General features: G+C 46.3%; 13 protein-coding genes. 11 read left to right on the top strand and 2 right to left on the bottom strand.

The features are described from left to right. The first annotated feature begins 2 nt into the window (after positions 1-2). From AS030_RS16225 to AS030_RS16240, 4 genes are all read left to right on the top strand, one after another. A complete protein-coding gene (locus AS030_RS16225) occupies positions 3-953 on the top strand; it encodes an ATP-grasp domain-containing protein (protein ID WP_061973470.1) in 951 nt (316 codons plus the stop codon). Between the two features lie 266 nt (positions 954-1,219). Continuing rightward, positions 1,220-1,894, top strand: a complete 675-nt coding sequence (spoIIR, locus tag AS030_RS16230; protein WP_061973472.1) for a stage II sporulation protein R — start codon at positions 1,220-1,222, stop codon at positions 1,892-1,894. A 67-nt stretch (positions 1,895-1,961) separates the two neighbouring features. Next, positions 1,962-2,405 (top strand): GNAT family N-acetyltransferase, encoded by a 444-nt coding sequence (locus AS030_RS16235; protein WP_061973474.1) that lies wholly within the window; start codon positions 1,962-1,964, stop codon positions 2,403-2,405. A gap of 106 nt (positions 2,406-2,511) precedes the next feature. Then, the gene (locus tag AS030_RS16240) at positions 2,512-3,564 is read left to right on the top strand and encodes an L-threonylcarbamoyladenylate synthase (protein WP_061973476.1); all 1,053 of its coding nucleotides are present in this window, start codon (positions 2,512-2,514) and stop codon (positions 3,562-3,564) included. A gap of 60 nt (positions 3,565-3,624) precedes the next feature. Here AS030_RS16240 and AS030_RS16245 read toward each other — a convergent pair whose 3' ends face one another. Next, positions 3,625-5,832, bottom strand: a complete 2,208-nt coding sequence (locus AS030_RS16245; RefSeq protein ID WP_061973479.1) for a PAS domain S-box protein — start codon at positions 5,830-5,832, stop codon at positions 3,625-3,627. A 174-nt stretch (positions 5,833-6,006) separates the two neighbouring features. Between AS030_RS16245 and AS030_RS16250 the strand changes: the two genes are divergently transcribed. The 4 genes from AS030_RS16250 (at position 6,007) to AS030_RS16265 (ending at position 8,442) form a co-directional block, all read left to right on the top strand. Next, on the top strand, positions 6,007-6,564 hold the full coding sequence (locus AS030_RS16250) for a manganese efflux pump MntP (RefSeq protein WP_061973481.1): 558 nt from the start codon (positions 6,007-6,009) through the stop codon (positions 6,562-6,564). A gap of 79 nt (positions 6,565-6,643) precedes the next feature. Next, positions 6,644-7,258 carry a low molecular weight protein arginine phosphatase gene (locus AS030_RS16255; protein WP_061973483.1) on the top strand — a complete coding sequence of 205 codons (615 nt, stop codon included), beginning with the start codon at positions 6,644-6,646 and terminating at the stop codon, positions 7,256-7,258. 92 nt (positions 7,259-7,350) lie between these two features. Further along, positions 7,351-7,806 carry a ribose 5-phosphate isomerase B gene (rpiB, locus tag AS030_RS16260; RefSeq protein WP_061973485.1) on the top strand — a complete coding sequence of 152 codons (456 nt, stop codon included), beginning with the start codon at positions 7,351-7,353 and terminating at the stop codon, positions 7,804-7,806. Positions 7,807-7,869: 63 nt separating this feature from the next. Further along, the gene (locus AS030_RS16265) at positions 7,870-8,442 is read left to right on the top strand and encodes a TIGR01440 family protein (protein ID WP_061973487.1); all 573 of its coding nucleotides are present in this window, start codon (positions 7,870-7,872) and stop codon (positions 8,440-8,442) included. Between the two features lie 147 nt (positions 8,443-8,589). Here the strand turns inward: AS030_RS16265 and AS030_RS16270 are convergent, their stop codons facing one another. Continuing rightward, positions 8,590-9,438, bottom strand: coding sequence for a MurR/RpiR family transcriptional regulator (locus AS030_RS16270; protein ID WP_061973489.1), 849 nt, complete (start codon positions 9,436-9,438; stop codon positions 8,590-8,592). Between the two features lie 154 nt (positions 9,439-9,592). Here AS030_RS16270 and gnd point away from each other — a divergent pair, with 154 nt between their 5' ends. The 3 genes from gnd (at position 9,593) to glyA (ending at position 13,627) form a co-directional block, all read left to right on the top strand. After that, on the top strand, positions 9,593-10,489 hold the full coding sequence (gene gnd / locus AS030_RS16275) for a phosphogluconate dehydrogenase (NAD(+)-dependent, decarboxylating) (protein ID WP_061973491.1): 897 nt from the start codon (positions 9,593-9,595) through the stop codon (positions 10,487-10,489). 136 nt (positions 10,490-10,625) lie between these two features. Further along, positions 10,626-12,173 (top strand): gluconokinase, encoded by a 1,548-nt coding sequence (gntK, locus tag AS030_RS16280; protein ID WP_061973493.1) that lies wholly within the window; start codon positions 10,626-10,628, stop codon positions 12,171-12,173. Positions 12,174-12,391: 218 nt separating this feature from the next. Further along, positions 12,392-13,627, top strand: a complete 1,236-nt coding sequence (gene glyA / locus AS030_RS16285) for a serine hydroxymethyltransferase (protein WP_061973495.1) — start codon at positions 12,392-12,394, stop codon at positions 13,625-13,627. The last annotated feature ends 135 nt before the right edge of the window (positions 13,628-13,762 follow it).

Raw genomic sequence — 13,762 nt, forward strand, 5'->3', positions numbered from 1 at the left:
AATTGAAAAAAGTATACATCATTCACGAAAACGATGAATGGACCAACCATTTAATTAAGCGGCTGGACGAGTTAGAAGTACCATACGAAACCTGGCATCTGGATCAGGGCACGGTTAACCTGTCCGAAACACCTCCGGAAGGCATTTTTTACAGCCGCATGAGCGCTTCCTCCCATACACGGGGACACCGTTACGCTCCTGAACTTGCTGCCAGTGTGATTGCCTGGCTCGAGCGCCATGGCAGAAAAGTGCTGAACGGCAGCCGTGCTCTGCAGCTGGAGGTCAGCAAAGTGGCACAGTATCTCGAATTGGAAGCACATGGAGTGAAAACACCGAAAACCATTGCAGCTGCAGGCAAGGAACAAATTTTGCAGGCGGCGGAACAATTCAGCGGCCAGCCGTTCATTACGAAGCACAACCGTGCAGGAAAGGGACTCGGTGTACAGCTTTTTCATTCCTATCAGGGATTGAAGGATTATGTACTTGGCCCGGATTTCGAGGAGCCGGTTGATGGGATTACGCTTATTCAGCAATACATCGAGTCACCGGCGTCCTACATCACACGATGCGAGTTTGTCGGCGGAAAGTTTGTATATGCGGTACGGGTAGATACGTCTGAAGGATTTGAACTCTGTCCGGCAGATGCCTGCCAGATTGGGGACTTGTTCTGCCCGGTCGGAGAAGAAGCTCCAGCTAAACCAAAGTTTCAGATTCAGCAGGACTTCGCGGAAAGCATTATTGATAAATATGAACAGGTACTGGCAGATAACAACATCCAGGTGGCCGGTATTGAATTTATAAAAGACGCAGACGGTACGATTTATACGTATGACATCAATACGAATACCAACTATAATTCGGACGCTGAAGCGGCAGCAGGAAAATTTGGAATGCTCGAGCTTGCCAAATTCTTAAAAAGTGAATTGAATCAAGTAAACCCGGTCCTTGTTTAAGGACAACATAAAGAGCCTCCCGCTTAGCGGGAGGCTCTTCGTTTTCATCATCTACATGAAAAAGGGGGTGATAGGGATGTCTTTACTATAGCAGACCCGGTCTATAAGAAAGGAATTATGTGACCTTTTTGATATGTTTAAGAAATTTGTGACATCCACATCCCGTTATTTGTCACTTTTTTTCGGGATTTGTTTGATAGTTTAGTAGTATGTTTTCTCCCCACCCGGTCCACACTGAGGATAGAAAACGAAAGGGGAGCTTGATCATGAAACGTTCGAAAAAATCGGTTATGACGTTATTATTCCTATCGCTGATTGCGATGGTTCTGTTTTTTGAAACCCAGACGAAGGTGGCAAACGCGACCATGAATGAATCGGTTAAAATTCCGCATGATGCCATCCGTCTCCGCATTCTGGCCAACAGTGATGCAGAAAAGGATCAGGCATTAAAAAGAAAGATCCGGGACAAGGTGAATGAACAGATTACCACATGGGTGGGCGGTCTCGATTCACATGATCAGGCAGAAAAAGTGATTAACAAGCATTTGCCAGAGGTAAGAAAAGTAGTGGAGACGTATTTGCGGGAAGCTGGCCTGGATATTCCTTATAAAGTACAATTCAATAAAGAAGTTGCTTTTCCAACCAAAATGTACGGCAACTATATTTACCCTGCGGGCAAATATGAAGCTCTTCTGATCACGCTTGGCAAAGGAAAGGGAGCCAATTGGTGGTGTGTGCTTTTCCCTCCACTGTGCTTTCTGGATTTTGAAAATGGGGATGCCGTTAAAACCGATCAAAAGGGAGTAAAGGAAGTCGCTTCAGGAGCAGAGCAAGACGCGCCGGCTGTTCAAGAACCAAAAGAAGAAAAAGTGGAAGTGAAATTTTTTCTGGGAGAAGTCTTTACCTCTGTGGCCAATAAGATTGGCAGTCTGTTCTCTTAAAAGCCCTGCATAACTTTCATGGTTGTTTCATAGACTTTTAACAAAATACTAGAGGAGAGTGAGCGCCATGACCATTCGTTTGAGAGCGGCGATGCCGCATGAAGCAAGAAGTCTCGGTGATCTGGTTAAGCAGGCAGGTTTGGGCACGGATGGAATGAGGGAAGGGATTGGAAACTACCTTGTGGTGGAGAATGATAAAGGCGAAACCATTGGGACCGTAGGACTGGAACGGGTGGAAAAGGATGGTTTGCTCCGTTCGTTTGTTTTAAAGAAGGAATATTCCAATGAACAGATATTTTTGCGATTGATCCAGCGGATTTTGCTATACTGTAAGGAAAAAGGAGTAGAGACACTTTATTTGCTGACAAAGGCTGTTCATCTTTTTGAGCCTCTGTCATTTCGGCCAGTGCCGGCAGAAAAGGTTCCTGCTCATGTAGAAAATACCGCCCATTATAAAAAAACAGCCGAAAAGGGTGTGGTCCTGCTGTATTGCAGCCTGCAGGAAAATTAATTATCCACAATTTATGCACAATAAATCGTCTTTTGTGTATAAATTGTGGATAATAGTCGTGAAAGACTGCAAAAATGGAAAGCGGCGGTTTGAAAGGATAGTTGGAATGAAGGAGTTTACTACAAACATATGGTCTGTGGATAAAGAAAGCGATGCGCTTACAGGCCATCCACAAATTATACAAGCTTCCCTGTGGATAAAAAATAATGAGGTCATTGCTTTCCCCACGGAAACCGTATATGGACTGGGGGGAAATGCGGAGAGCGATGAAGCGATTGAAAAGATTTTTGCGGCGAAAGGAAGGCCGAGCGACAATCCTCTTATTGTTCATATCTCAAGTCTAGACCAACTGGAAGGTTTGGTGGCGGAAATTCCAAAGCGGGCGCAAATGCTGATGGAAGCCTTTTGGCCAGGACCGCTAACCCTTGTTTTGCCCAAAGGAGAAAAGGTAGCCCGACGTGTGACAGCAGGGCTGTCCACAGTGGGGGTAAGGATGCCGGATCATCCTGTCGCGTTGGAGCTGATCAGTGAAAGCGGGCTGCCGCTCGCAGCACCAAGCGCAAATATTTCGGGAAGGCCATCGCCAACAACTGCCCAGCATGTTTATGAAGATTTAAAGGGGCGAATTGCGGGTATTTTGGATGGCGGTCCAACCGGTGTGGGAGTGGAATCCACGGTGGTTGACTGTACATCCGAAAAACTGACCATTCTGCGGCCTGGCGGAGTGACCAAGGAACAGCTTGAAGAAGTGGCTGGTGAAACTGCCATGGATCCAGGTCTTGTTTCTCCGGATACGTCGGCGCCAAAGTCGCCGGGCATGAAATACACACACTATGCACCGAATGCCCCGCTTTACCTGGTGGATGGATCACCGGCATTTATCCAGAAGCTTGTGGATAAGGAAAAAGCAAAAGGCAGAAAAACAGGTGTATTGTCATGTAATGAGCACACACACCTTTACCAGGCGGATACGGTCATAGCTTGTGGGTCCCATGACGCGCTTGAAAGTGTGGCTCATCATCTTTATGATGCATTGCGTGCATTTAACGAGAGCGAGGCCGAGATTATTTTCAGTGAGGTCTTTCCGAAAAAAGGCATGGGTACTGCCATTATGAACCGTCTTGAGAAATCGGCCGGAGGAAAAATAATAACAGAATGAAAAAAACAGGGCGGCTGCCCTGCTTTTTTTGTGGTTTGCCATGGAAAGCCGATTCAGCTGTCAGGCCGGTTCGGTGAGGATGGGAAGGATAACGGTAAAGGTGCTGCCTTGACCTACTTCGCTCGCTACCTGAATACTTCCGCCATGGTTCTCGATAATTTTATAGCACACCATCAGCCCGAGGCCTGTCCCTTTTTCCTTTGTTGTGTAAAAGGGTTCACCAAGAGCAGGCAGCATTTCTTTTGGGATCCCGCATCCTTCATCGGTAAACGCCACGCTTAATTGCTCTGCTTGCTGTCTCACAGAAATATAAATTTTACCGCCTTCAGGCATGGCTTCGATGGAGTTTTTCAGCAGATTGATGAATACCTGCTTTAACTGACTATCGGCAGATGAGACCAGGGGCAGGTTTTCCTCGGCATGAAAATGAATCTGCACGTTCATTAAAATGGCCTGAGTTTCCAGCAAAGAAATGACATGGCGCAGCAGATGCGTCAGATTGGTAGGAACAAGGTTCATAACCTGCGGTTTGGCAAGCACCATAAATTCACTGACAATGGAGTTGATCCTGTCAATTTCTGAAAGCATAATCTCATAATATTCATTATTGTCCTGAGCTTTGGACTCCAAAAGCTGCAAAAATCCTTTAATCGAGGTGAGCGGGTTGCGGATTTCGTGGGCCACCCCGGCAGCCAGCTGGCCAAGGACTGACAGCTTATCCGATTTTCTCAGCATCTCCTCTGTTTTTTTGCGCTCCGTCAAGTCCCGGGATACGACCACTATGCTCTCTACCTGGTCTTTTTCATTAATGACCGGTGTGGCATTTGTTTCGAGCAAAACGTGACCACCGTTATTATGCTTCCAGCGGGCTTCAAATTTAATGGGCTTTCTGGAATGAACCATCTCCCGCATCAGCAGATGGACACGTTCTCGATCCTCCGGATGCACAAATTCGCCTGCATATTTCCCGTAATACGTTTCAGGCTCTATTCCCAGAATCATTTTGTTGGATGGCGAACTATAGATTACTTTTCCGTGGTCATCTGACACCACTATTAAATCCATTGTATTTTCGGCGATAATCCGGTACTTTTCTTCACTTTCACGAAGCGCTTTTTCCTGCCGCTTTTTCTCTGTAATGTCACGCGAAATGCCCGAGAAGGCATGTACCCGGCCATTTTGATCCCATATCGGAAACAGCGTCACACTGGTATTAAGCAGAGATCCGTCTTTGCGCTGACAAATCATTTCATGACCCTTAATCGAAACACCTTTTTTGACGGACTGGATCATCTGCAGTGATTCCTGCATATATTTGTCCAGTACAATGGGGATTATTGGGCTTTGACAGTCTTTGAGCTCTTCTTCCTTCCAGCCGAAGGTTTCCTCAAAGGCGGGGTTCAATTTAATGGTTTTCTTATCAAAATCATAAATGGAAATCATATCGGCTGAATGGGTAAACAGGGACTCGAGAAGTTCTTTCGTTTCTTTAAGTTCTGCTTCCTGTGCGATCCGTTCGGTAATGTCCTTTCCGATGCAATAGACTCCAAGCACTTCGTCATTCACGGTGATCGGTGTAATCGTCAAGTTGACATAAACAATTTCGCCACTTTTTTTCTTAAGCTTCACCTCGAACGTTTGCGAGGGGCCCCGGAGCAACTTATGGAACTCATTATTGTATTTTTCCTTTTTGTCGTTGGGCAGAAGCGGATGAAAAGTCATAGCCAGCAGTTCTTCCTCCGTGTAGCCGGTCAGTTTTTCGGCTGCGGGATTAACCATAGTAAGTTTTCCCTGTGTATCTATGGAAAACAGGGCATCGATCGTATGGTTAATGAGAGAGTGAAACCGCTGCTCACTTTCCTTCAGTTGGTTCTCTGCGGTGATCCGGTCTTTAATGTCAAGGCAAAAACCGTTCACCTCAAAGACCCTGCCTTCATTAATAACAGGATGCAGTGCTATAAGGAACGGAACATCATGAAGTTCTGCTTCAACGGTCAGCGGCTCGCCCAGCCATGCCCGTTCAAAGCAATGGATAATATAGTCGGATAACTCAGGCATGATGAGAGCGCCTGAATTTTTTTGAAGCAGCCATTCTTTCATATATTCCAGTGGAGGAGAGAGGTCGCCGTTCCATTGTGTCACAACAAAAGCTTCCCGGGATTTTTTAAATGTAAAGGTCAGGCTACTTTGTTTTTTGATTTTCATGCGGCGGGCTTGTCTGTTTTCGTAAGCTGCGGCCGGATGAATCGACTTCCCGTATTCAGTCATGAAATCGCCTCCGATTCTTCCGTTTTTCTACTATCTTATTTACGGTAAAAAAAACCATATCCCTGCTTATGTTGAAATTTGATTGTCCATTGTTTTTTAGAAACACCTCCTCGCTCATTCTAATTGATGTGGGACGCGCATAAGGTTGTACTAGCGGACTAAGGGGGAAGGTAAATGGATGTTGTGACCATAGGAGAATGGCTGACCTTATGGGTCATGTCTTTTGCTCTGGGGATGGATGCCTTTTCCATCGGACTGGGCATGGGAATGCTCCGGTTAAGGATGAAACAAATCATTAAAATCGGTGTGGTAATCGGGTTGTTTCACATGGGCATGCCGCTTGGGGGATTGATGCTTGGAAAGCAAATTTCCTCTCACTTCGGAGGAATTGCAGCCATTATCGGCGGATGCCTGCTGCTGCTGCTTGGCTTTCAGATGATCCGTTCCTCCTTTAAACCTGAGAACGAGCCATTTGTTACACCGGTCGGCTTTGGACTGCTGCTGTTTGCACTCAGTGCTAGCCTTGACAGCTTTTCCGTCGGTTTAAGTCTTGGCATTTATGGAGCCAAAATCGTACTCACCATTTTTATGTTCGGTTTCATGAGCATGCTGCTGACCTGGTGCGGGCTGATGATGGGGCGAAAAGTGCAAAAGTGGCTCGGCTCTTACAGTGAGGCTTTGGGAGGCCTGATTTTACTGGCTTTTGGAATCAAGCTTTTGTTTCCGTTATAAATATGATGGAACGATTGGCGTACAGGCCAATCTTTTTTTATACTAAAAGTAGACTTTCAAAAATAAGAGGTGGTAACCCATGAAGAATATACTATTTGTTTGTACAGGAAATACATGCAGAAGTCCGATGGCTGCCGCTCTTCTGAGGCATCTCGGCAATGGAAAACTTGAGGTGCGGTCAGCCGGAGTGTTCGCAGCAGAGGGGGCAGGGGCAAGTTCAAATGCTGTAACCGCCATGTCTGAAAAAGGTATTCCATTCAACCATGAATCAAAGCCGGTGACCCGGACACTGATGGATTGGGCGGACCTTATTCTGACGATGACCGAAAGCCATAAGCATGCTCTATGCAATCGGTTCCCGGAAGTGGTGGACAAGGTTTACACGCTAAAGGAATTTATCTATCAAAACGAAGACTATGAACAGAGGCTCTCTGAACTTCATCAGGCGTATGCCGAAATCGAAACTTTACGGGTGTTCTATAAAAGCAAATGGAACCAGACGGATGAAGACAAGCAGGCGGTTCAGGAAGAATTTGAACGGGCGATTGCTCCGTTTAAAGAAAAGATCGCTTCTATGGAACAAGAGCTTCCTTCGCTTGATGTTATCGATCCGTTTGGGGGAGATATTGAGATTTACAGGCAAACCAGAGGAGAGCTTGAATCACTCATCCATAAACTGCTGGAAAAAATATAGACCGTTGCTCTGGGTTGTCTGCCGCGACTGGTTGAAACGAGGGGAAAATCGATTTAAAATCGAATAGACTACGGAATTTACAGGAGGAGAAGATGAGAGTAGCCATAGGTTCAGACCATGCAGGAGTAGAGCTTCGCCAGGAAATCATCGAGATGATGCGGGAAATGGGTATGGAAGTGTTTGACGTGGGATGCGAATGCAGCACCTCCGTTGACTATCCGGATTACGCCATTCCTGTGGCGGAAATGGTAGCGAGGAATGAGGCAGATCGAGGTATATTAATCTGTGGTACGGGAATAGGTATGAGTATAACGGCCAATAAAGTTAAAGGCATCCGCTGTGCTCTTGTACATGACCTGTTCAGCGCCAAAGCAACACGACTGCATAATGACAGTAATGTACTGGCCATGGGTGAGAGGGTCATCGGACCTGGACTGGCTCTGGAAATTGCCAAAGTGTGGCTGACCACAGAATATGAAGGCGGCAGGCACGGCAGGCGTGTGGGCAAAATTTCAGATTATGAGGAGAGAACCAGCGAGCGAGTATAAATGCTGCAAAGAAAAGGTGATGGAACTTAAAATCTGCACCTTAAAGAAGGGAAGATTCAACCAATGAGTGACCAGCTGCAAAACGTAGAGAAGCAGGTCTATCATGCCTTATCCGATTTACAAAAGCAGGCGGCGCTAAAGCCGGGACAGCTGCTGGTAGTCGGAGCAAGTACAAGTGAAGTGACAGGTGGAAGAATTGGCACTTCAGGAACAATGGAAGTCGCACAGGCTCTTTTTAATGGAGTTAAAATGTTTCAGGAAGAAACCCGGGTGGCTGTAGCTGTCCAGTGCTGCGAGCATTTGAACCGTGCCCTTGTTGTCGAGCGGGAAACGGCCGACAGGCTCAGGCTGGAAGAGGTCCGTGTGGTGCCGGCAAGATCGGCGGGCGGAGCTCTGGCAACCCATGCGTTCCACCATTTTGAAGATCCTGTGATGGTGGAATTCATCAAGGCAGATGCCGGGATCGATATTGGAGATACCTTTATTGGCATGCATCTGAAGCATGTCGCCGTACCGGTAAGAACAGAAGTAAAAAGCATTGGTGAAGCGCATGTGACGCTCGCCAAAACCCGGCCGAAACTAATCGGCGGGGAGCGGGCCGTCTATCCGTCAAAAGAAGACATTCGCTGCTTTTAATAGATCAAAAAACCGTCCGGTTCCTTTGAGCACGGGCGGTTTTTTTGTCTGCAGCAGCATTTTGGCTATTATGAAAACGACGTGATTTGCAAATACTTCTTTTCGAACCGCAAGTAAACGCTAAAGCTTCTCTGCTTTTTCTCTGTTTTAAAACTTCTTCTCGGAAATCGCTGAGCGCATCCGCTGAAGGGATTCTTTTGCAGCTTCTTTTCCGGCCATCATGACGTTGACATAAAGGGCATCGATGACGCTGAGCTGAGCGATCCTGGACGACAGGGCCTCCGAGCGAAATTCTGTTTCCGTGGCGATGGTATGAAGGGAGATGTCTGATTTTTCACTGAGCGGTGACTTGGCGTAGTCGGTCAATGAAATGGTGCGGCAGCCGTTTTCTTTTGCGACCGAGAGCACCTGCAATAAATCCTTGTTGGTCCCTGAGTGGGAAATGAACACGGCGGCATCACGCTCTGTGAGCTGGGAAGCAGACATGAGCTGAAAGTGGGTGTCGGTATAGGCGACGCTTTGCTTTCCGGTGCGTATGAATTTATGGTGAGCATCCATGGCAATAATTCCTGAACCGCCGTTTCCGTAAAATTCAATCTTGGAAGCTGAAAGAAGGCAGTCCACGGCATTCTGAAAGTTTTTTTCATCAAGCATCCGCCGCGTGTCTTCCAGAGTGCGGATGTTGGATTGAAAGACCTTTTCTGCTACCTGTGCCGGACTGTCCGTTTCCAGAATCGTTTCATGGATGTCCTGCAATGGCCCGACAACGTCAGAGGCAAGCGCGATTTTCAGCGCTTGGAACCCTTTGAAACCAAGGCGTTTGCAGAACCGGAAGACGGTTGCATCGGCTACTTCGAGACGGTCGGCGACCTCATTGATGCTTGAATGGATGATATTTTGTGGATCTTCAAGAATGATATCCGCTATTTTTTTTTCTTTTTCGCTCAATATGCCGTAAGAAGAGCGAATCTTGGCTAAACAGTTTGAAGCGGCCATGTATCGTTCTACCTTTCTTCTTTGAGACTTTGGCTCTATCATAATATGAAAATTAATTTCTTGTAAACGGAAAAAATTTTAGTATATAATGAGTAGTGAAGAAAATAATTTTCATGAGCTTTAGATTGAGCTTGTTTGAAAGGGGAAGTAACACATGCAAATCGGAATGATTGGCTTAGGTAAGATGGGTTACAATCTTGTTCTTAATCTTTTGGACCACGGACATGAAGTGGTGGCAACAGATGTAAACAATGAACAAGTTAAAAATATTGCGAACGACGGAGCGACTGGCGCTTATAGCATTAAAGAACTTGTCAGCGGATTAAACACTCCGCGCGTAGTTTGGATGATGGTACCTGCGGGAAACATTACTGAAGATGTACTCACTGAACTCAAAAGCGTCCTGGAGCCAGGCGACATTGTGATTGATGGAGGAAACTCCAATTATAAAGATACACTCCGCCGTGCGGAAGAATTGAAAGAAAAAGGCCTTCACTTTGTGGATGTCGGCACAAGCGGCGGTACAGAAGGTGCCCGAAATGGTGCTTGTACAATGATCGGTGCCGAACCTGAAGTATTTGAAATCATTGAACCTGCCTTTAAAGACCTTTCTATCGAAAATGGTTACCTGTATACAGGTAAAGTCGGTAGCGGGCATTTCTTGAAAATGGTTCATAACGGGATTGAATACGGCATGATGCAAGCCATTGCAGAAGGCTTTGAAATTCTTGAGAAAAGTGAATTTGATTATGATTATGAAGCGGTGGCAAAAATGTGGAACCATGGTTCTGTTATCCGCTCTTGGCTCATGGAATTAACACAAAGCGCGTTCTCCAAGGATCCTAAGCTGGAAGGAATCAGAGGCGTAATGCACGCTTCCGGTGAAGGGAAATGGACCGTAGAAGCAGCACTGGATCTTCAAGTTCCTGCACCGGTTATCGCTCTATCCCTCATGATGCGCAACCGTTCACTTGAAGATGACACATTTACTGGTAAAGTGGTTGCGGCGCTCCGCAATGAATTTGGCGGACATGCAGTTGTAAAAAAATAAATGGCAAACCAGGAGGGTGACGTACACTGCATGTCACCCTCTTCTTTTACATCAGCTCTTCATGTATGTTTAATTTAACTTTAGAAGCATACTAAAAGCTGAGAAGGAAAGGGCAAGGCCGGAAAGGATGGAAAGCATGGATCAAAACAAATACTTGATGGGTGTGGACATCGGTACAACAAGCACAAAGGCTGTTCTTTTTGACCGGAAAGGTACAGTCATTTCCCAACATACTGTTGGCTATCCGTTATTGAGTCCGACACCGTCTACTGCAGAGCAGGAACCGGAGGAAATTTTGCAGGCCGTGTTCGCGTGCATCAACAGGACAATGGCAGAAAGCCTGATTTCACCAAATGACCTACAATTAGTGTCGTTCAGTTCGGCGATGCACAGCGTGATTGCAGTGGACGAAAAAGGGAAAGCGCTCACCAAAAGCATCACCTGGGCAGATAACCGGGGGGCAGATTATGCTGAAAAAATTAAAAACGAACTGAATGGGCATGAAGTGTACCTGAGGACAGGAACTCCTATTCATCCGATGTCACCACTGACCAAGCTCCTTTGGATGAAAAATGAGCTGAAGGAAGCGTACGATCTCGCTCATAAATTTATCGGAATCAAGGAATATGTATTTCACAAGTTGTTTGGCGAATTTCTGATTGACCATTCCATCGCTTCAGCTACCGGGATGATGAACCTGGAAAAACTGGAGTGGGATGAAGAAGCTTTGAACATCGCCGGAATCACAAGCGACAAGTTGTCAACACTGGTACCGACCACACACGTTGTTAAAGGTCTTTTACCGGAAAGGGCAGAAAGGCTTGGCGTTCACAAAGATACTCCGTTTGTGATCGGTGCCAGTGACGGCGTACTCTCAAACCTGGGTGTGAACGCGATTGATCCCGGGGTGGTGGCAGTGACCATCGGTACGAGCGGCGCGATTCGTACGGTGAGCGACAAACCGATCACCGACCAAAAAGGCCGGACATTTTGTTATGCGCTTACGGAAAACCACTGGGTCATCGGAGGCCCTGTCAACAACGGGGGAATGACGTTCCGGTGGGTCAGAGACCAGTTTGGCGCAGCCGAATCAGAAACGGCAAAACGCCTTGGGCTTGATCCTTATGAAGTATTGACCGAGATTGCAGAGAAGGTTTCTCCTGGTGCAGACGGCCTTTTGTTCCATCCTTATATGGCAGGTGAACGTGCTCCTCTTTGGAACGCCAATGCAAGAGGCTCCTTCTTTGGACTTGCGCTCTATCATAAAAAGGAGCATATGATCCGTGCCGTGCTTGAAGGGGTCATTTTTAACCTGTACAGTGTTCTTCTGGCGCTTCAGGAACTCATCGGAATTCCGAAAGGGGTACAGGCAACAGGCGGCTTCGCCCGTTCAGCCCTTTGGCGTCAGATGATGGCCGATATCTTTAACCAGGATGTGACCATACCGGAAAGCTTTGAAAGCTCTTGTCTTGGTGCAGTCATTCTTGGCCTATATGCATTGGATGAAATTGAGGACTTCTCCATCGTATCGGACATGGTGGGAAGCACGTATCAGCATACGCCAAATCCTGAAAACGTTGAGACGTACCAGGAGCTCATGTCGATATTTCTATCTGTATCCAGAAGCCTTGAAGAGGATTATCATAATATTGCAGAGTATCAGCGAAAGCGGCTCGAACATTAAGACAGCAGACAGGAATGGGCTAACCCTTTCCTGTTTTTGGGTTTAACAGTTTCCAATATCAGTGAATTTCCGTACATTTATAACACTTTATGTTTTAGCGTTCGGAAAATATCTAAAATGTATCCGCTATCAATTAAAAGTGACCTAACAAAACACTGAAAAGCTATGTTACAATGAACATGAATTAAGGACTTTTAACACGAAGGGGATGCACAAACTTGAAAAAGCTAGCTGTTCAAGATCAAGAAGTTTTTGCTGCTATACAAGACGAACTAGGACGTCAGCGGAATAAAATTGAACTCATTGCATCAGAAAACTTTGTAAGTGAAGCGGTAATGGAGGCGCAAGGATCGGTCCTCACCAATAAGTATGCAGAGGGATATCCGGGCCGCCGTTATTACGGAGGATGCGAATATGTTGACGTGGCAGAGAACCTCGCAAGAGACCGTGCCAAGAAAATCTTTGGAGCGGAGCATGTCAACGTTCAGCCTCACTCCGGTGCACAGGCAAACATGGCTGTGTATTTTACCATTCTAAAGCCTGGCGATACAGTCCTTGGAATGAACCTGTCCCACGGCGGGCATTTGACGCACGGAAGTCCGGTTAACTTTTCAGGCGAGCTTTATAATTTTGTCGAATATGGCGTGAATGAAGAAACACATCTTATTGACTATGAAGATGTACGCCAAAAAGCGCTTGAAAATAAACCGAAACTGATTGTTGCCGGAGCAAGTGCCTATCCAAGAGCGATTGACTTCAAGAAGTTCCGTGAAATTGCGGACGAAGTCGGAGCTTATTTGATGGTTGATATGGCGCACATTGCCGGACTTGTGGCAACTGGGCTTCATGAAAACCCGGTTCCTTACGCTGATTTTGTAACAACTACTACCCATAAAACACTTCGCGGTCCACGCGGCGGAATGATTCTTTGTAAAGAAGAGTTTGCCAAGAAGATCGACAAGTCCATTTTCCCTGGAATTCAGGGCGGACCTCTTATGCACGTGATTGCGGCAAAGGCGGTAGCCTTTGGAGAGGCATTGTCAGACGACTTCAAAACGTATTCCCAGCAAATCGTTGATAATGCAAAACGACTTGCCGATTCCCTTACTAAGGAAGGAATCACACTGGTGTCCGGCGGAACGGATAACCATTTGATTCTTATTGATGTAAGCAAGCTTGGCATTACAGGAAAAATTGCCGAAAAGGCGCTCGATGACATCGGAATTACCGTAAACAAAAACACGATTCCGTTTGATCAAGAGAGCCCGTTTGTAACTAGCGGTATCCGTATCGGTACGGCAGCAGTTACGTCTCGTGGTTTTGGCCTCGAAGACATGGATGAAATTGCATCCCTCATTGCCCTTGTTGTTAAAAACCCTGAAAACGAAGCTACCTTGAAGGAAGCGGGCGAACGTGTTGCAGCGCTTGCCGGAAAGTACAAGCTTTACGAATAAGAGAGATTATGAAAAAGGCACCTGTTAAGGGTGTCTTTTTTTGTTTTCTTTCTTTAGAGTAAAAAGTAAATTTCCGCTTTCATCCCAATTTTGTTACTTGGGTCTCACATCAATTGTTATCAATGGTTATACAAA

Origin of the sequence: Fictibacillus enclensis, from assembly GCF_001457035.1 — a bacterium.
GTDB classification, from domain to species: Bacteria; Bacillota; Bacilli; order Bacillales; family Fictibacillaceae; genus Fictibacillus_C; species Fictibacillus_C enclensis.